This is a genomic window from Bacillus sp. FSL R7-0685 (assembly GCF_038002425.1).
Classification (GTDB): domain Bacteria; phylum Bacillota; class Bacilli; order Bacillales; family Bacillaceae; genus Bacillus; species Bacillus subtilis.
In genome coordinates, this window is sequence record NZ_JBBOCN010000001.1 from 1,500,023 (window position 1) to 1,519,302 (window position 19,280).

Genomic DNA, 19,280 nt, shown 5'->3' on the forward strand with positions numbered 1-19,280 from the left:
TGATACCTAAATATGAAAGGAGATCACAACATGAAATTTTTGGTTGTCGGAGCAGGTGGAGTAGGTGGGTATATTGGCGGACGGCTTTCGGAGAAAGGAAATGATGTGACATTTCTCGTGCGCCAAAAACGAGCTGAGCAGCTTAAAAAAACCGGGCTTGTCATCCATAGTGAAAAAGGGAATGTATCATTTCAGCCCGAACTAATCAGTGCCGGAGAAACAGGGCAATTTGATGTCGTTATCATTGCTTCTAAAGCATACTCGCTTGGTCAAGTGATAGAGGATGTCAAACCATTTATCCATCAGGAATCTGTCATTATCCCTTTTTTAAATGGGTACCGCCACTATGAGCAGCTATTTGCGGCATTTTCAAAAGAACAGGTGCTGGGCGGCCTGTGTTTTATAGAAAGTGCTTTAGACAACAAAGGAGAAATTCATCATACGAGCGCAGCGCATCGTTTTGTATTTGGAGAATGGAACGGCGAGCGTACGGAGCGGATAAGAGCGCTTGAAGAGGCATTTTCAGGTGTGAAGGCTGAAGTCATCATTAGCGGGCATATCGAGAAGGACATTTGGAAAAAGTATCTCTTTATTGCAGCGCAAGCGGGGATCACAACGTTATTTCAACGACCGCTTGGCCCAATCCTCGCCACAGAAGCCGGACGTCACACGGCCCAAACTCTTATTGGGGAAATTTGCGCTGTTTTACGAAAAGAAGGTGTTCCGGCTGATCCGGATCTTGAGGAAGAGAGCTTTCGTACGATGACCAACATGTCTTACCATATGAAGTCCTCCATGCTTCGGGATATGGGAAACGGCCAAACGACTGAAGGAGACCACCTGCATGGATTTTTGCTTGAAAAAGCAAAACGTTTATCTCTCGCAGCACCAGTATTAGAAACCGTTTATGCGAATCTGCAAATGTATGAAGCAGAAAAATAAAAAAAGGAGGCGGAAAAGCCTCCTTTTATTTACTTAAAAAGCCCAATTTCCGTTTCTGAAGATAGGCTCTCTTTTCCCGTCTGCCGTAATTCCGTCAATATTCATATCCTTAGAACCGATCATAAAGTCCACGTGTGTAATGCTTTCATTTAGGCCTTCTTTGACAAGCTCTTCACGAGACATCTGCTTTCCGCCTTCAATATTAAAGGCATAGGCGCTTCCGATCGCCAAATGATTTGACGCGTTTTCATCAAACAGCGTGTTATAGAAAAGAATGTTTGATTGTGATATAGGTGAATCGTAAGGAACAAGTGCCACTTCACCTAAATAGTGAGAACCTTCATCTGTTTCCACCAGTTCTTTTAAAATATCCTCACCTTTTTCAGCTTTAATGTCGACTATACGGCCATTTTCAAACGTCAGGGTGAAATTTTCAATAATATTTCCGCCGTAGCTTAATGGTTTTGTGCTTGATACCACTCCGTCAACCCCGTCTTTTTGCGGCAGCGTGAATACTTCTTCTGTCGGCATATTGGCCATAAACTCATGGCCGCTTTCATTCACGCTTCCCGCACCTGCCCAAACATGCTTCCTAGGCAGCTTAATTGTTAAATCAGTTCCTTCAGCTTGATAATGTAAGGCAGCGTAATGTCTCTCGTTCAAATGGTCAACTTTTTCATGAAGATTTTGGTCATGATTGATCCACGCCTGAACCGGGTTGTCTTCATTTACGCGCGTCGCTTTAAAAATTTCTTCCCACAGAAGGTGGATCGCTTCCTCCTCTGATTTGCCAGGAAACACCTTGTGAGCCCAGCCTGCTGATGCCGCACCTACGACAGTCCAGCTGACTTTGTCTGATTGAATATATTGTCTGTATGTATGTAATGCTTTGCCTGCTGCTTTTTGGAATGCCGCAATCCGTTTGGAATCTATACCTTTTAGCAAGTCTGGGTTTGACGACACAACAGAAATGAAAGCAGCTCCATTTTTGGCAAGCTCTTCTCTGCCTTTTGCTTCCCATTCAGGATATTCTTCAAATGCTTCAAACGGCGCAAGTTCGTATTTTAATTTGGCGACTTCGTCATCCTGCCAATTCACGGTGACGTTTTTTGCGCCCTTTTCATATGCGTGTTTTACAATTAAACGGACAAAATCCCGGACGTCTGTTGAAGCATTTACGACTACATACTGGCCTTTTTGGACATTAACGCCGACTTCTACCGCCAGCTGTGCATATGTATTTAATTTCTGTGAAAATGAATCCATGAATCATTCCTCCAAGCTTTTTTCTCATCATATCAAATATGATCCTATAAAGGAAAGAAGGAGCCCAAAGTGAAAAACCCAAAACGACACGTCTTGGGTTTTTCAATATTATGGATGATTCAGTTTTACAGTGCCGCCTGCAGGCGAATGAGGCATATTTGCCAAAGAAATGCTCATGCCTCCAAGAATAATTCCGCTTAAAATGGCTGCGATCGCTACTCTTCTTCCTAAATCTCTTAGCATCTGTTTCCTCCTTAACGTTTCTCCATTTCCCACAATATGAAGGAAGTGAGGAAAAAAGAAGCAAGAAATTTGCCGCGTGTGAGAATTTTGCGGGTAAAGACTATTTAATTGCCTTTTGCAGCTTATCAATCACTTCTAAAGAACGGCCTGTGCCGATTGCTACAGATTCAAGCGGGTTTTGTGCCACGTGTACAGGCACGACAATCTCTTCTGTGAGCCATTCTTTAATTCCATTAAGGAGCGCGCCGCCGCCTGTTAAAATAACGCCGCGATCAACAATATCTCCGCTCAATTCAGGCGGACAGTCCTCAAGTGTCGCTCTGATGGCTTCAAGAATATGCAGGAGGGATTCACGCATTGCATCTTGAATTTCGTTGGATTGAAGCATAATGGTTTTTGGAAGACCTGTCACGAGGTCGCGTCCCCGAATTTCCATTGCCTCTGGTATATGTTCAATCAGAGCATGGCCAATTTCCATTTTTACCTGCTCAGCTGTGCGTTCGCCGATCAGCAAATTGTATTTTTTACGGACGAAAGAAACGATATCCTCATCAAGCTGGTCTCCACCGATCCTGATAGAATGGCAGGAAACAACGCCACCGAAGGAAATAATAGCGACCTCTGTCGTCCCTCCGCCGATATCTACTACCACATTGGCAACCGGCTCATCAACCGGTAAATCCGCTCCGATGGCGGCTGCAACTGGCTCTTCGATTAAATGAACGTTTTTCGCGCCGCAATTTTTCACCGCATCACTGATGGCGCGGCGTTCTACTGCTGTTGAGCCTGATGGTGTGCAAACGACTACGTTCGGTTTTCTGAACGACATGCCGATGCTTTTTGCGGCTTTTTTCATAATGTGCTTTAGCAGGTCAGTTGTCATATCATAGTCTGCGATCACGCCATCTTTCATCGGTCTGACAGCGACAATTTTTCCCGGTGTTTTACCGATCATGTTTTTCGCGTCAGCTCCGATTGCAAGCACTGCTTTTGTCGTCGTATCCACTGCGACAACAGATGGTTCATTTAGGATAATCCCTTTATTTTTGCTGTAAACAAGTATATTAGCTGTTCCTAAGTCAATCCCGATTTCAGTTGATTGAAACATGTTTTCACCCAATCTCTATCCTAATTTAATATGATTCTACATTTAAAGTTTCTCAGAAATACTGCGATTTTTGGGGGTGTGTGTCGGTAAAGAAATGTTTTTGTAAAAAATCAAGGAACTGTGTAATAGAAGTAATACATTTTTCGGTTTTATGGAAAAAATATCTTGTAATTCTTATAGAAAGCGGGAAACTTTTTCAAAGTTTCATTCGTCTACGATATATTGAGGTACATCCTTAAAACATTACATGAGAAAAGAAACATTTAAAGGAAGAAGGGTTTTTATGAAATCAATAGGTGTTGTGAGAAAAGTAGATGAATTAGGCCGCATTGTCATGCCGATTGAGTTGAGACGGGCATTGGATATTGCCATAAAAGACAGCATTGAGTTTTTTGTTGACGGAGATAAAATTATCTTGAAAAAGTACAAACCTCATGGCGTTTGTTTAATGACTGGAGAAATCACTTCAGAAAATAAAGAATACGGCAACGGTAAAATTACGCTAAGCCCTGAGGGTGCACAGCTGCTTCTCGAAGAAATTCAAGCCGCTTTAAAAGAATAAAATTATGCTAAAAAAGGCGGAGCGATATCATCTCCGCCTTTTTTGCGTATCAATTTTTGATTACCTCCGCCTAAGATAAGACATCAAGATATTTGGTAATGAATGATTTGGGATACTTTACATATTTTACTCAATTATTTGTCGAAGAATGGTACAATAAGTAGAGAAACACAAGCGGCAGGTGGTCATATGAGAAAATATCAAGCTCGTATCATTTCCATCATTTTGGCAATGATTTTTATAATGTTTTGGGATTATTTATTTTATTTTATAGGCAAAAACCCGATTAATTGGCCTGTTGATATTGTGTATACTGCAGTCACGCTGGTAAGTGTCTGGATGCTGGCTTATTATATTGATGAGAAACAGCAGCTGGTTAAGAAAATGAAGGATAACGAATGGAAGTATAAACAGCTTTCTGAAGAAAAAAACCGCATCATGGATAATTTGCAGGAAATCGTATTTCAAACAAATGCAAAAGGCGAAATTACATATTTAAACCAAGCGTGGGCATCTATAACCGGGTTTTCAATCAGTGAATGTATGGGAACAATGTATAATGATTACTTCATAAAAGAAAAGCACGTAGCCGACCACATTAACACCCAAATCCAAAACAAAGCGTCTGCTGGCATGTTTACGGCAAAATACGTGACAAAGAACGGCACGATTTTTTGGGGAGAAGTTCATTATAAACTTTACTATGACCGGGATGACCAATTTACAGGCAGCCTGGGTACAATGTCAGATATCACTGAGCGGAAAGAGGCTGAAGATGAGCTCATTGAGATTAATGAACGGCTGGCGAGGGAATCCCAGAAACTATCAATCACAAGTGAACTTGCCGCAGGTATTGCTCATGAGGTCAGAAACCCTTTAACATCTGTCAGCGGTTTCCTCCAGATTATGAAAACACAATATCCGGACAGAAAAGACTATTTTGACATCATCTTTTCAGAGATTAAAAGAATCGATTTAGTGCTCAGCGAGCTGCTGCTGCTTGCAAAACCGCAGGCAATCACATTTAAAACACACCAGCTTAATGAGATCTTGAAACAAGTCACGACATTGCTTGATACCAATGCAATTCTGTCCAATATCGTCATAGAGAAAAATTTCAAAGAGACAGATGGCTGTATGATTAATGGAGACGAAAATCAGCTGAAGCAGGTCTTTATCAACATCATTAAAAACGGAATTGAGGCAATGCCAAAGGGCGGTGTCGTAACCATTTCAACTGCTAAAACCGCCTCTCATGCAGTGATAAGCGTAAAGGATGAAGGAAACGGCATGCCGCAGGAAAAGCTGAAGCAGATTGGCAAACCTTTTTATTCAACAAAAGAAAAGGGCACTGGACTGGGACTTCCCATTTGTTTGAGAATCCTGAAGGAACATGACGGGGAATTGAAAATCGAAAGTGAAGCTGGAAAAGGCAGCGTCTTTCAAGTGGTTTTGCCTTTAAAATCAGACAGCTGAGAGGAGAAAAATAAAGTGAACTCGCTTCTGTTTGTATACGGGACATTAAGAAAGCATGAAAAAAACCACCATTTGCTGGCACAATCGGCATGTATCAATGAGCAGGCGAGAACAAAGGGAAGTTTGTTTGCTGCAAAAGAGGGGCCCACAGTTGTTTTCAATGATGAAGATGAAGGCTATATATATGGCGAAGTATATGAAGCAGATGAATTGTGTATACATAAGCTCGATCAATTTTTTCAAGGATATCATAAACAAACGGTGTTTGTAGAAACGGATGTCGGGATTAAAATTGCGCTTATTTATTTTATGAACAAAGACGGGTGTGCCGGTTTTACGAAAATAAGCAGCGGCGACTGGAAAGAACATCAGATGATCAGCAAATCGAAAAATCCCATTTATTATTTTGCCTATGGATCATGCATGGATAATGCCCGCTTTCAAAAAGCGGGAGTCGATCACTATTTTCAAGATCCAGTAGGAAGAGCTGTTTTAAAAGGATACACAACCCGCTTCACGCTAAAAAGGGAAGACGGTTCAAGAGCGGACATGTTGGAAGACGGAGGAACAACAGAAGGCGTTTTATACCGTATCCCTTATTCTGCTCTCTCCTATCTATATAAAAGGGAGGGCGTCGAATCTCTTACGTATCGGCCGGCATTTGTAGACGTTGAAGCTGGCGGAAGGCACTACAAAGACTGTTTAACCTTTCTCGTCCTCCAAAAAGAAGCGGAAATTGCCCCGCCTCAGCACTATCAGATTGAAATCGAACGCGGAGCGGAGCTGTATTTGTCGCCTGAGTTTACTGAAAAGCTCAAGCGGCATATGAATTCGCTGCCAAAAGGATAACACTGTAACAAAAGAATATGATAAAATTTGATCAATATCATGTCATATAAAGGAGCACCACGATGAAAAAAGAATTTGCGGTAATTGGGCTGGGCCGTTTTGGTGGCAGTATTTGCAAAGCATTAAGCGAAGAAGGCGTCGAGGTTATGGCAATGGATATCGATGAAGATAAAGTCAACGAGTATGCCAAGATTGCATCTCACGCAGTTATCGGTGATTCGACAGACGAATCTGTCCTGAAAAATTTAGGCCTGCGAAATTTTGACCACGTTATTGTAGCAATCGGGGAAAATATTCAAGCGAGTATTTTAACGACACTCATTCTGAAAGAACTTGGCGTCCATACGATTACAGTTAAAGCGCAGAACGATTATCACGAAAAAGTGCTGTCTAAAATTGGTGCGGATCACATCGTCCACCCGGAACGCGATATGGCAAAACGAATTGCGCATAATATCGTGTCCAACAATGTACTTGACTATTTGGAGCTGTCTGAAGAGCATAGTCTTGTTGAAATCGTAGCTAACAGCCGCCTGGCTGGAAATACACTTCTCGATTTAGATATTCGCGCAAAATACGGTATTAATATCGTAGCCATAAAAAGGGGCAAGGAAGTTATCGTATCACCGCTTGCAACCGAAGTCATCCACCAAGAAGATATACTCATTGTTATTGGATCAGTTACAGACATCTCCCGTTTCGAAAAAAGAGTTCTTCATACAAAATAGCAGCCAAATAAGCCGTCCTCAAAGGGCGGTTTTTCATATTATCAGAATATAACAACTTTAATGAACTGAGCGTCAATTTCTTGAAATTTCATTGACTAAGCACAGGTGTTCCGATAGCATATTGTACCATATAATAAAAAAGAGGAGGGGCCTATTTGAATAAAGAAGCGCTAGTCAATAGGCTGAATGCTTCAGCCAAAAGACAAAAAGCTGATATCGTCATTAAAAACGGAAAAATCATGGACGTATATAATCAAGAATGGATATATGAAGATATTGCGATTACAGATGGAGTTATTGTAGGCCTCGGTGAGTATGAAGGTGAAAATACCATTGATGCAGAGGGACAAATGATTGTTCCGGGTTTTATTGATGGACATGTACATATTGAGTCGTCAATGGTTACACCGATTGAGTTCGCTAAAGCAGTGTTGCCTCATGGCGTGACGACGGTTGTTACAGATCCGCATGAGATCGCGAATGTGTCTGGTGAAAAAGGGATTGTGTTTATGCTTGAACAAGCTCGGCATACACCGCTGAATATCCATTTTATGCTTCCTTCCAGTGTGCCTGCCGCGAGTTTTGAGCGATCAGGCGCAATTCTCAAAGCTGCCCATCTCAAGCCTTTTTATGAAGAAGAAGAAGTATTAGGACTGGCTGAAGTTATGGATTATGTGTCGGTTCAGCAGGCTGAAGAAGACATGGTTCAGAAACTGCTCGATGCCCGTGTGGCAGGAAAACGGATAGACGGTCATTTAGCTGGTTTATCAACAGATCTCATTAACATTTATAGAACCGCATTTGTCTTAAATGACCATGAAGTAACATCGAAGGAAGAAGCCCTTGATCGTATCAGAAGAGGCATGTATGTCATGATGCGTGAAGGATCAGTCGCCAAAAACACGCTCAATGTGCTTCCGGCGGTGAATGAAAAGAACGCACGCCGTTTCTTTTTTTGTACGGATGATAAGCATGTGGATGATTTATTGTCAGAGGGAAGTGTAAACCATCAGGTGAAAATGGCGATTCAAGCTGGACTTGATCCGTTTTTAGCCTATCAATTAGGAAGCCTCAATGCGGCCGAATGCTACGGATTAGATACAAAGGGAGCGATTGCCCCGGGTTTTGACGCTGATTTGCTCTTTGTATCTGATCTGGAAAATGTCACTGTCACAATGACGATGGTAAAAGGGCAGACTGTTGCTGAAGACAGCAAAGCGGTCTATCAGGATCATGCTTCAACTGCAGCACCAGATCAGGCACTGCTTGATTCTGTTAAGCTTGCTGCTCCTCTTAACAAACAGGATTTTCATATGCCAATCGATTCAGAGGAGCAGATCAATGTCATTCAAATCATACCAAATCAGCTTGAAACACGATTAGTACAAGTTCCGGCTCCTGATGCCCGCGAATTTGAGCCTGACACTGAGTTTGATTTGTTAAAGATTGCAGTTGTCGAGCGGCATAAAGGATTAAAAGAAACCGGACTTGGTATTGTGAAAGGTTTTGGATTCAAGAGCGGAGCGATTGCCACAACCATTTCACACGACTCCCATAATATTATTGCTGTCGGAACGAATGATGAGGATATCGCGGCGGCAGTTAATAAGCTGCAGGAAATTGGCGGAGGATTAACGATTATAAAAAATGGGGAAGAGCTCCATTCAGTACCGCTGCCGATTGCAGGGTTATTATCCGACCAATCTGCAGAGCAAGTGAATCAAAGCTTGCTGACGCTTCATGATAAATTGCCGTTAATCGGTTTCACAGGCGGATTTAATCCATTTTTGACATTGTCGTTTTTAGCGTTGCCTGTCATTCCTGATATTAAAATGACGACTACGGGATTATTCGATGTAAAATCATTTCAACACATATCACTGCAATAAAAAGAGGCACTCCCTTAGGGAGTGCCTCTTTTTTTAAACCTCCATAATGATCGGCAGGATCATTGGACGGCGCTTTGTTTTTTCGTACAAGAAAGGCGCAAGAGTGTCTGTAATCTCGTTTTTGATTTCAGACCATTGAGTCGTTTTTCGTTCCATTACTTTTTGTAAGTGATTTGAAATGAGCTCTTGAGCGTCGTTGATCAAGTCGCCAGATTCTCTCATGTACACAAATCCTCTGGAAATCAAATCAGGACCCGCTGAAATCTTGAAGTCGTCCATGTCAATGCTGACAACAACGATGACAAGTCCTTCTTCAGAGAGAATTCTGCGATCACGAAGTACGATATTGCCAATATCACCGATACCGCTTCCGTCAATGTACACTGAACCGGACGGGATTTTTCCTGCAACTGAAGCCTCATCGCCTTTAAGTGCTAATACTTCACCATTATCCATGATAAAGCAGTTTTCCTCTGGGATGCCACAATCTGTTGCAAGTTTGACATGCATCTTTTGCATTCTGTACTCACCGTGAATCGGCATGAAGAATTTAGGCTTGATTAAACGAAGCATCAGCTTCTGTTCTTCCTGTCCGCCGTGACCGGATGTATGGATATCGTTAAGAGGGCCGTGAATAACCTCAGCACCCGCACGATACAGCTGGTTGATTGTTCGACTCACGCTGATTGTGTTGCCTGGGATAGGGGATGAAGAAAATACGACTGTATCCCCAGGATTGATTGAAATTTGGCGGTGTGTGCCGTTTGCAATTCTTGATAACGCCGCCATTGGTTCCCCTTGGCTTCCTGTACATAAAATTGTTACTTTATTAGCAGGCATACGATTGATTTCGTTATGCTCAATAAACGTATTTTTAGGACAGTTAATATAACCGAGTGTCTGTCCAATTTCGATAGCCGATTCCATACTGCGTCCAAATACGGCAACTTTTCTTCCATTTTGTACAGCAGCTTCAATTACCTGCTGCAAGCGGTGAATATTCGACGCAAATGTGGCGAAGATAATTCGGCCGTCCACCTTGCGGAAAATGTCATGAATGCTTTCTCCTACACGGCGCTCAGACATGGTAAACTCCGGATTTTCACTGTTTGTGCTGTCTGAAAGAAGGCACAAAACGCCTTCTTTACCGATTTCGGCCATTTTCGTTAAGTTTGCCGGCTCGCCGACTGGAGTAAAGTCGAATTTGAAATCCCCAGTATGTACGATGTTTCCGGGCGGCGTTTTTACAACAATGCCGTAGGAATCCGGAATACTGTGTGTTGTTCTGAAGAATGACACAGCCGTTTTGCGGAACTTTACAATATCATCCTCGCCGATAATGTTCAGTTTCGTCTGTCTCAATAATCCATGCTCTTCAAGTTTATTCCGAAGTAAGCCGATCGCGAGTTTTCCGCCGTATACAGGAATATTCACTTGTCTGAGCAGGTATGGAATACCGCCGATGTGGTCTTCGTGCCCGTGGGTGATAAAAAGCCCTTTAATTTTATCTTCGTTTTTGACTAAATACGTATAATCAGGGATGACGTAGTCAATTCCGAGCAGTTCGTCCTCGGGAAACTTGATCCCCGCATCAATCAGTACAATTTCATCCTGGAATTGCACCGCGTACGTATTTTTACCGATTTCGCCCAAACCTCCGAGGGCGAAAACAGCAGTCTGATCATTTTTTACAAATTTCATACCGCTCATAACTCCAATACTTTAAAATTTTCGCTCTGTTGTTCATATTCTAAGAATGCACCATCAACAGGTGTAATAAACTCAATATTAAATTTCTTTTCTTTCAGCTTTGTTCTGACGTCACGCTCAGATACGCCTTCAATATAAAGTGAATCTGTCTTTTCCCGAACAGGTACTTCGTCAGCCTTCTCTTGATAAAATACCTTATAAATCATTCCAAATCTCTCCTTAAATGCCGTATGTTAGACTCGCTCATTCTATTATATTCGAAAACGGAATATAAGGAAAGCCTTGAGCAAAATAAGGATCTCTCAAAAAGTGAAAGATCCCTTGTCAGGCAATTGCTTTCTTACGGAGCATTCCGTTCCATTGTCTTCTGAGTTTCTTTCTTAATTTACGCAGCATTAGCCAGTCCCTCCTTTAATGAAAAATTTGTCCCAGAGTTCTTTTATACAAATAGTATACGGAGATTGAGGAAGACTTTTCGTGGTTATTAATGGAATTTAATATGATTTTTGAACGAAATTGTTTGCTGAATGACAATCTTTTTGTATGATGAGGGTGGGAATTGCAGACCAAGACGATAAAGGGGAAGTTGCGATGGATTCTAAATTAATCTTTTTTGATATTGACGGCACAATATATGATCATGATAAGAATATACCGGAAAGTACGAGAAAAACCGTGGCGGAGCTTCAGCGCCAAGGGCATCATGTGTTTATTGCCAGCGGCCGGTCTCCATTTTTGGTTAAGCCGATTTTGGAGGAGCTGGGCATCCACTCATTTATTTCCTACAATGGACAGTTTGTTGTCTTTGAAAATCAAGTGATTTATAAAAATCCGCTGCCTGAAAATGCAATCAGGCGATTATTAAAGCAGGCGGATGAAGGCAAGCATCCTGTTGTGTTTATGGCTGAGGACACGATGAAAGCGACTGTTGCGGATCACCCCCATGTTCTCGAGGGAATCGGCAGCCTTAAAACAGATTATCCAGAGACCGATGACCTTTTTTATGAAGGAAAAGAAATTTTTCAGCTTCTTTTATTTTGTCAGGGTGAAGAAGAAAAAGCTTATGCCGCTTTTCCTGAGTTTGATCTAGTTCGCTGGCATGAGCTATCGACTGATGTTCTGCCGCACGGAGGTTCGAAGGCAGAAGGAATCAAAAAAGTGATTGAGCGTCTTCCGTTTGATATCGGCGATACATATGCTTTCGGCGACGGATTAAATGATTTGCAAATGATTGAATACGTTGGGACAGGCGTTGCTATGGGAAATGCTGTTCCCGAACTGAAAGAAATCGCGGACTTTGTAACAAAACCGGTGGACGAGGATGGAATTGCATACGCTGTCAAAGAATTGGGCCTTTTAAAATAAAGAAACGGCTGGCATTGTGCCAGCCGTTTTCTCTTTTAGCGCTCAATTGCGATTGCATTTTCAGGTTCTTTGAAAGGATTTTCCTTATCAATATGATCATAGAACATAACGCCGTTCAAATGATCGATCTCATGCTGAAACACAATAGCCGGAAATCCTTTTAAACGAATATCAATATTTTCGCCTTCTAGTGTTGTTCCTTTTACTCTGATGCGAGCATAGCGGGGAACATAACCGGGAATCGCTTCATCCACAGAGAGGCAGCCCTCGCCGCTTGTTAAGTAGCTTTTTTCAACTGAATGGCTGACGATCTTAGGATTAAACAGAGCATAGCTGTATAATTTACCGGAAGCATCTTCCGCATGAACGGCGATCATTCGTTTTTTGATATTAATTTGAGGAGCTGCGAGTCCTACGCCAGGGCGCAGCTTGTATTTTTCGGCTAATTCTGGATTTTGGCTGTTTTTAACAAATTCGATCATGTCGGCCAGCTGCTGTTTTTCTGCATCAGTTGGAGGCAGCTCAACAGGTTCGGCAGTCTCTCTGAGGGCTGGATGGCCGTCACGTACGATGTTTTCCATAGTAATCAAGAAACTTCACTCCTAAAGCTTAATATGTAAATTATATCGGATTTCTTCACAAAGGTGCAACGAAACGAATGACCAGCCGTATATGGCTGGTCAATTTCATGCTGTGTGGTTAGCAACAGCCTCCACCTAAATAAGCAGCTCCGACAATGATTAACAGAATGAATAAAACAACGATTAGCGCAAAGGTGCGGCCGTAGCCATATCCGCAGCCACCATATCCGTAACCACCATAACTGCAGCAGCCTCCGCCGTAACCATATCCATACATATTACATAACCTCCTCTTTTAATTACGCCAGAGCCTTTATAAGTAGGCATAGCGTCTAATATAACCTATGTAAAAACAAAAAAGTTGTATGGTCATCTGTCCTGATTTTTCACTTTTTTGATTTAATTTCAGTATTGCATTTATACAGCACGGCTATTGCCAAATGTCCCCATGGATTCTATAGTAGAAATTGTCAAGATTGGGGGATTTAACGTGAAAGACGCTATAAAACGGCGGCCTGGAATCAAGATCGGAGCTTTTTGTGCCATGGCACTGATATTAACAGGATGCATGGGACAGGACCCGGTTGATTCAGTTCATCATTCATTAGAAAAAGCCGCGGAATCGGAAAAGCCGTTTCAAGAAGAACAAAACACACTCAAAGAATTAGAGGCCAAAGAAAATCAGCTTTACGATAGTGTTATGAAGCTCAATATGGATGATTATAAAAAAATTGTTGCTTTATCTAATAAGGCGCTTGAAAATGTCAGCAAGCGCGAAGAACACCTAAAGCTTGAAAATGACAGCATGAAAAAATCGGAAACAGAATTTGAGGAAGCAAAAACGTCAGCGGAACATATTAAGGAAAAAGACATAAAAGAAAAGGCCGATGCCGCAGCAAACCATATGGAGAAAAGATATACATCATATGGCACTATGTATAAAGAGTATAAAAAAGCGCTTGAGCTTAATAAAAAACTGTATATGCAGCTGAAAGACAAAGATTTGACAAGAGATGATCTGGATCAGCAGATCGATAAAGTCAATGCTTCTTATGAAAAGATCCTTAAATATAGCGGAGAATTTAATGAACAAACCGAAAAATATAATAAAGCCCGGGAAGATTTATATGATGCTGCAGGCTATCGTGTGAAAAAGAGCTGACTCGATCAGCTCTTTTTTTGAATGAAATGCGATTCGGATTTCGTTCAAAATTTTCATTTCTATTGTAGTACAGCATAGTAAGGTATACTAGTACAGTTTTGGGTGCGGTTGGCATCTGTTTTTTTGATGAAAATGTAAAGCGAATACATTTATTGAAAATCAGCGATGAAAACGATTGACGGTTCTTCTTTATTTGGTGTAAACTAATCCATGTTAAGCGGTGTTGTATTAGTTTTTTACAACTTCGAAATAATACAGTTCAAAGCAGAGTGTAACTATCCTACATAAAAGGTTTTGGCAAACTGGGGATCGGCTAAAATATAATACGACTTACTGCTGATACTTTAGGGTACCCTAAGTTTGTATGTATAAAAGGAATGCACGTCTAATGACTGTTTAAAAGAAAGGAAGAGGTGACTTAGTATGGCTGCAAAAACGAAAAAAGCTATCGTTGACAGTAAGAAGCAATTTGATGCCATTAAAAAGCAGTTCGAAACGTTCCAAATTTTAAATGAAAAGGGAGAAGTCGTGAATGAAGCGGCGATGCCTGATTTAACTGATGATCAATTAAAAGAGCTAATGCGCCGCATGGTATTTACGCGTGTGCTTGACCAACGCTCTATCTCATTAAACCGTCAAGGACGTCTCGGATTTTACGCTCCTACTGCGGGTCAAGAAGCTTCTCAGATTGCAACGCATTTCGCGCTTGAAAAAGAAGACTTTGTTCTTCCTGGATACCGTGATGTGCCTCAGTTAATTTGGCACGGCCTTCCATTATATCAAGCGTTTCTTTTCTCTCGCGGACATTTCAGAGGAAACCAAATGCCTGATGATGTGAATGCCCTTTCTCCACAAATCATTATCGGTGCTCAATACATTCAAACTGCCGGTGTTGCGCTAGGTCTTAAAAAACGCGGTAAGAAAGCTGTCGCAATCACTTACACTGGTGACGGCGGAGCTTCTCAAGGGGACTTCTACGAAGGAATTAACTTTGCCGGAGCTTACAAAGCACCTGCAATCTTCGTGGTACAAAACAACCGTTACGCGATTTCAACTCCTGTTGAAAAACAATCTGCAGCTGAAACAATTGCACAAAAAGCTGTAGCTGCCGGTATTGTCGGCGTACAAGTAGACGGAATGGATCCGCTTGCTGTATACGCAGCAACTGCTGAAGCACGCGAGCGTGCAATCAACGGCGAAGGTCCAACACTAATTGAAACACTTACATTCCGTTATGGCCCGCACACAATGGCTGGTGACGATCCTACTAAATATCGTACAAAAGAAATCGAAAATGAGTGGGAACAAAAAGATCCGCTTGTACGTTTCCGTGCGTTCCTTGAAAACAAAGGCTTATGGTCTGAAGAAGAAGAAGCAAAAGTAATTGAGGATGCGAAAGAAGAAATTAAGCAAGCGATCAAAAAAGCTGATGCTGAACCGAAGCAAAAAGTAACTGATTTAATGAAAATCATGTACGAAAAAATGCCTCACAACCTTGAGGAGCAATTTGAAATTTATACACAGAAGGAGTCGAAGTAAGCCATGGCGCAAATGACAATGATTCAAGCAATCACGGATGCGTTACGCACAGAACTGAAAAATGACGAAAATGTCTTAGTTTTCGGAGAAGACGTTGGTGTAAACGGCGGCGTATTCCGTGCGACAGAAGGATTGCAAAAAGAATTCGGTGAAGACCGTGTGTTTGACACGCCACTTGCTGAATCTGGTATCGGCGGTCTTGCCCTTGGTTTAGGCTTAAACGGCTTCCGTCCGGTAATGGAAATCCAATTCTTCGGATTTGTTTATGAAGTAATGGATTCAGTTTCTGGCCAAATGGCTCGTATGCGCTACCGTTCTGGCGGACGCTGGACTTCACCTGTAACAATTCGTTCTCCATTCGGCGGCGGTGTTCATACTCCTGAACTTCACGCTGACAGCTTGGAAGGTCTTGTTGCACAACAGCCTGGTATCAAAGTTGTGATTCCATCAACTCCTTACGATGCCAAAGGACTTTTAATTTCTGCGATCAGAGACAATGATCCTGTTGTCTTCTTAGAGCATATGAAGCTTTACCGTTCTTTCCGTCAGGAAGTTCCTGAAGAAGAATACACAATTGAGCTTGGAAAAGCTGACGTGAAACGTGAAGGTACTGATCTTTCAATCATTACTTACGGCGCAATGGTTCATGAATCGTTAAAAGCTGCTGAGGAGCTTGAAAAAGACGGCATTTCTGCTGAAGTTGTCGACCTTCGTACAGTAAGCCCACTTGATATCGATACAATTATCGCTTCTGTAGAAAAAACAGGACGCGCGATTGTCGTTCAAGAGGCACAAAAACAAGCCGGTATTGCTGCAAACGTAGTAGCAGAAATTAATGACCGTGCGATCCTGAGCTTGGAAGCACCTGTACTTCGCGTTGCAGCGCCAGATACAGTATTTCCTTTCTCTCAAGCGGAGAGCGTATGGCTTCCAAACCATAAAGACGTTCTTGAAACAGCAAGAAAAGTGCTTGAATTTTAATCAAACTGCATAATCGAGAGGGAAGATGAACGTTTTCCCTCTATTATATATCTGTTTTCAATGCTTACGATGTAAACTTTAAAATTGCTTAATCAAACTAGGAGGTCGAGAACTGTGGCATTTGAATTTAAACTTCCAGATATCGGGGAAGGTATCCACGAAGGCGAAATCGTAAAATGGTTTGTCAAGCCTAACGACGAGGTAGACGAAGATGATGTACTGGCTGAAGTCCAAAATGATAAAGCAGTAGTAGAAATTCCTTCACCTGTTAAAGGAAAAGTATTAGAATTAAAAGTTGAAGAGGGAACGGTTGCAACTGTTGGACAAACGATTATTACGTTTGATGCACCTGGTTACGAAGATCTTCAATTTAAAGGCAGCGACGAGTCTGACGATGCGAAAACTGAAGCACAAGTTCAGTCAACTGCAGAAGCTGGACAAGACGTTGCGAAAGAAGAGCAAGCTCAAGAGCCTGCAAAAGCTACTGGCGCAGGACAGCAGGATCAAGCTGAAGTTGACCCGAACAAACGCGTGATCGCTATGCCTTCCGTACGTAAATATGCTCGTGAAAAAGGCGTAGACATCCGTAAGGTTACTGGTTCAGGCAACAACGGACGTGTTGTAAAAGAAGATATCGACAGCTTTGTAAACGGAGGAGCGCAAGAAGCTGCACCGCAAGAAACAGCTGCACCACAAGAAACAGCTGCTAAACCGGCTGCTGCACCAGCTCCAGAGGGCGAATTCCCAGAAACACGCGAAAAAATGAGCGGTATCCGTAAAGCAATTGCAAAAGCGATGGTTAACTCTAAACACACTGCTCCTCACGTAACGTTAATGGACGAAGTGGACGTAACAAACCTTGTTGCACATCGTAAACAGTTCAAACAGGTTGCTGCTGATCAAGGAATCAAGCTGACTTACTTGCCTTACGTTGTAAAAGCTCTTACATCTGCACTGAAAAAATTCCCTGTTTTAAACACGTCCATTGACGATAAAACAGATGAAGTCATCCAAAAACATTACTTCAACATCGGTATCGCTGCTGACACTGAAAAAGGCTTGCTTGTACCGGTTGTGAAAAATGCAGATCGTAAATCTGTCTTTGAAATTTCTGATGAGATCAATGGCCTTGCAACAAAAGCTCGTGAAGGCAAGCTTGCTCCAGCTGAAATGAAAGGCGCATCTTGCACAATTACAAACATCGGTTCTGCCGGCGGACAATGGTTCACTCCGGTTATCAACCATCCAGAAGTTGCGATTCTTGGTATCGGACGCATTGCAGAAAAAGCGATTGTTCGTGATGGCGAAATCGTAGCAGCTCCAGTCTTAGCTCTTTCTCTCAGCTTCGACCACCGTATGATCGACGGAGCAACTGCGCAAAATGCATTAAATCACATCAAGCGTTTACTGAACGATCCACAATTAATTTTAATGGAGGCGTAATGTTATGGTAGTAGGAGATTTCCCTATTGAAACAGATACTCTTGTAATTGGTGCGGGACCTGGCGGCTATGTAGCTGCCATCCGCGCTGCACAGCTTGGACAAAAAGTAACAGTCGTTGAAAAAGCAACTCTTGGAGGCGTTTGTCTGAACGTTGGATGTATCCCTTCAAAAGCGCTGATCAATGCAGGTCACCGTTATGAGAATGCAAAACATTCTGATGACATGGGAATCACTGCTGAGAATGTAACAGTTGATTTCACAAAAGTTCAAGAATGGAAAGCTTCTGTTGTCAACAAGCTTACTGGCGGTGTAGCAGGTCTTCTTAAAGGCAACAAAGTAGATGTTGTAAAAGGTGAAGCTTACTTTGTAGACAGCAATTCAGTTCGTGTGATGGATGAGAACTCTGCTCAAACATACACGTTCAAAAACGCAATCATTGCTACTGGATCTCGTCCTATCGAATTGCCAAACTTCAAATATAGTGAGCGTGTGCTGAATTCAACTGGTGCTTTGGCTCTTAAAGAAATTCCTAAAAAGCTCGTTGTTATCGGCGGCGGATACATCGGAACTGAACTTGGAACTGCGTATGCTAACTTCGGTACTGAACTTGTTATTCTTGAAGGCGGAGATGAAATTCTTCCTGGCTTCGAAAAACAAATGAGTTCTCTCGTTACACGCAGACTGAAGAAAAAAGGCAACGTTGAAATCCATACAAACGCGATGGCTAAAGGCGTTGAAGAAAGACCAGACGGCGTAACAGTTACTTTCGAAGTAAAAGGCGAAGAAAAAACTGTTGATGCTGATTACGTATTGATTACAGTAGGACGCCGTCCAAACACTGATGAGCTTGGTCTTGAGCAAGTCGGTATCGAAATGACGGACCGCGGTATCGTGAAAACTGACAAACAGTGCCGCACAAACGTACCTAACATTTATGCAATCGGTGATATCATCGAAGGACCGCCGCTTGCTCATAAAGCATCTTACGAAGGTAAAATCGCAGCAGAAGCTATCGCTGGAGAGCCTGCAGAAATCGATTACCTTGGTATTCCTGCGGTTGTTTTCTCTGAGCCTGAACTTGCATCAGTTGGTTACACTGAAGCACAGGCGAAAGAAGAAGGTCTTGACATTGTTGCTGCTAAATTCCCATTTGCCGCAAACGGCCGCGCGCTTTCTCTTAACGAAACAGACGGCTTCATGAAGCTGATCACTCGTAAAGAGGACGGTCTTGTGATCGGTGCACAAATCGCCGGAGCAAGTGCTTCTGATATGATTTCTGAATTAAGCTTAGCGATTGAAGGCGGCATGACTGCTGAAGATATCGCGATGACAATTCACGCTCACCCAACATTGGGCGAAATCACAATGGAAGCTGCTGAAGTGGCAATCGGAAGTCCAATTCACATCGTAAAATAATTTTCATATCAAAAACAGC

Annotated in this window: 19 protein-coding genes; 12 read left to right on the forward strand and 7 right to left on the reverse strand. The window is 42.2% G+C overall.

Going from position 1 to position 19,280, the window contains the following annotated elements; translation table 11 throughout:
- The first annotated feature begins 30 nt into the window (after window positions 1-30).
- Entirely contained in the window at window positions 31-942 is a 912-nt protein-coding gene (locus tag MKY50_RS07960; RefSeq protein ID WP_341116472.1) for a ketopantoate reductase family protein, read from the forward strand.
- Window positions 943-975: 33 nt separating this feature from the next.
- Here the strand turns inward: MKY50_RS07960 and MKY50_RS07965 are convergent, their stop codons facing one another.
- The 3 genes from MKY50_RS07965 to mreBH form a co-directional block, all read right to left on the reverse strand.
- Window positions 976-2,208: an aminopeptidase gene (locus MKY50_RS07965; protein ID WP_003232341.1), complete on the reverse strand. Its 1,233-nt coding sequence runs from the start codon at window positions 2,206-2,208 to the stop codon at window positions 976-978.
- Between the two features lie 108 nt (window positions 2,209-2,316).
- Window positions 2,317-2,451: a protein YkpC gene (locus tag MKY50_RS07970; RefSeq protein WP_003238865.1), complete on the reverse strand. Its 135-nt coding sequence runs from the start codon at window positions 2,449-2,451 to the stop codon at window positions 2,317-2,319.
- Between the two features lie 100 nt (window positions 2,452-2,551).
- A complete protein-coding gene (gene mreBH / locus MKY50_RS07975; RefSeq protein WP_003245743.1) occupies window positions 2,552-3,559 on the reverse strand; it encodes a cell shape-determining protein MreBH in 1,008 nt (335 codons plus the stop codon).
- Window positions 3,560-3,842: 283 nt separating this feature from the next.
- Here mreBH and abhA point away from each other — a divergent pair, with 283 nt between their 5' ends.
- The 5 genes from abhA (at window position 3,843) to ade (ending at window position 9,063) form a co-directional block, all read left to right on the forward strand.
- The gene (abhA, locus tag MKY50_RS07980) at window positions 3,843-4,121 is read left to right on the forward strand and encodes a transcriptional regulator AbhA (protein ID WP_003244728.1); all 279 of its coding nucleotides are present in this window, start codon (window positions 3,843-3,845) and stop codon (window positions 4,119-4,121) included.
- A gap of 189 nt (window positions 4,122-4,310) precedes the next feature.
- A complete protein-coding gene (gene kinC, locus MKY50_RS07985; protein WP_033883806.1) occupies window positions 4,311-5,597 on the forward strand; it encodes a two-component sensor histidine kinase KinC in 1,287 nt (428 codons plus the stop codon).
- A gap of 15 nt (window positions 5,598-5,612) precedes the next feature.
- Window positions 5,613-6,446, forward strand: a complete 834-nt coding sequence (locus MKY50_RS07990) for a gamma-glutamylcyclotransferase (protein ID WP_003245146.1) — start codon at window positions 5,613-5,615, stop codon at window positions 6,444-6,446.
- 62 nt (window positions 6,447-6,508) lie between these two features.
- Window positions 6,509-7,174 (forward strand): Ktr system potassium transporter KtrC, encoded by a 666-nt coding sequence (ktrC, locus tag MKY50_RS07995; protein ID WP_003222311.1) that lies wholly within the window; start codon window positions 6,509-6,511, stop codon window positions 7,172-7,174.
- Between the two features lie 155 nt (window positions 7,175-7,329).
- On the forward strand, window positions 7,330-9,063 hold the full coding sequence (ade, locus tag MKY50_RS08000; RefSeq protein WP_227057429.1) for an adenine deaminase: 1,734 nt from the start codon (window positions 7,330-7,332) through the stop codon (window positions 9,061-9,063).
- 33 nt (window positions 9,064-9,096) lie between these two features.
- On the opposite strand, the gene rnjA is transcribed toward ade, so the two are convergent.
- Together rnjA and rnpZA are read right to left on the reverse strand one after the other, a co-directional pair.
- A complete protein-coding gene (gene rnjA, locus MKY50_RS08005; protein WP_003245660.1) occupies window positions 9,097-10,764 on the reverse strand; it encodes a ribonuclease J1 in 1,668 nt (555 codons plus the stop codon).
- A gap of 5 nt (window positions 10,765-10,769) precedes the next feature.
- A complete protein-coding gene (gene rnpZA, locus MKY50_RS08010) occupies window positions 10,770-10,979 on the reverse strand; it encodes an RNA polymerase subunit omega 1 (RefSeq protein WP_003222303.1) in 210 nt (69 codons plus the stop codon).
- A gap of 385 nt (window positions 10,980-11,364) precedes the next feature.
- Between rnpZA and MKY50_RS08015 the strand changes: the two genes are divergently transcribed.
- On the forward strand, window positions 11,365-12,138 hold the full coding sequence (locus tag MKY50_RS08015) for a Cof-type HAD-IIB family hydrolase (protein ID WP_341117299.1): 774 nt from the start codon (window positions 11,365-11,367) through the stop codon (window positions 12,136-12,138).
- 35 nt (window positions 12,139-12,173) lie between these two features.
- Here MKY50_RS08015 and def read toward each other — a convergent pair whose 3' ends face one another.
- Both def and MKY50_RS08025 read right to left on the reverse strand, forming a co-directional pair.
- Complete coding sequence (def, locus tag MKY50_RS08020) at window positions 12,174-12,728, reverse strand: peptide deformylase (protein ID WP_003245474.1); 555 nt, start codon at window positions 12,726-12,728, stop codon at window positions 12,174-12,176.
- 109 nt (window positions 12,729-12,837) lie between these two features.
- The gene (locus tag MKY50_RS08025) at window positions 12,838-12,996 is read right to left on the reverse strand and encodes a YjcZ family sporulation protein (protein WP_003232317.1); all 159 of its coding nucleotides are present in this window, start codon (window positions 12,994-12,996) and stop codon (window positions 12,838-12,840) included.
- A 213-nt stretch (window positions 12,997-13,209) separates the two neighbouring features.
- On the opposite strand from MKY50_RS08025, the gene MKY50_RS08030 reads away from it, so the two are divergent.
- The 5 genes from MKY50_RS08030 (at window position 13,210) to lpdA (ending at window position 19,261) form a co-directional block, all read left to right on the forward strand.
- Window positions 13,210-13,881: a YkyA family protein gene (locus tag MKY50_RS08030; protein WP_080529277.1), complete on the forward strand. Its 672-nt coding sequence runs from the start codon at window positions 13,210-13,212 to the stop codon at window positions 13,879-13,881.
- Between the two features lie 423 nt (window positions 13,882-14,304).
- Entirely contained in the window at window positions 14,305-15,420 is a 1,116-nt protein-coding gene (gene pdhA, locus MKY50_RS08035) for a pyruvate dehydrogenase (acetyl-transferring) E1 component subunit alpha (RefSeq protein ID WP_003222294.1), read from the forward strand.
- 3 nt (window positions 15,421-15,423) lie between these two features.
- Window positions 15,424-16,401: a pyruvate dehydrogenase complex E1 component subunit beta gene (pdhB, locus tag MKY50_RS08040; RefSeq protein WP_014113660.1), complete on the forward strand. Its 978-nt coding sequence runs from the start codon at window positions 15,424-15,426 to the stop codon at window positions 16,399-16,401.
- Window positions 16,402-16,515: 114 nt separating this feature from the next.
- Complete coding sequence (gene pdhC / locus MKY50_RS08045; RefSeq protein WP_003232311.1) at window positions 16,516-17,844, forward strand: pyruvate dehydrogenase complex dihydrolipoyllysine-residue acetyltransferase; 1,329 nt, start codon at window positions 16,516-16,518, stop codon at window positions 17,842-17,844.
- 4 nt (window positions 17,845-17,848) lie between these two features.
- Window positions 17,849-19,261, forward strand: a complete 1,413-nt coding sequence (gene lpdA / locus MKY50_RS08050) for a dihydrolipoyl dehydrogenase (protein WP_003232309.1) — start codon at window positions 17,849-17,851, stop codon at window positions 19,259-19,261.
- Window positions 19,262-19,280: the final 19 nt, after the last annotated feature.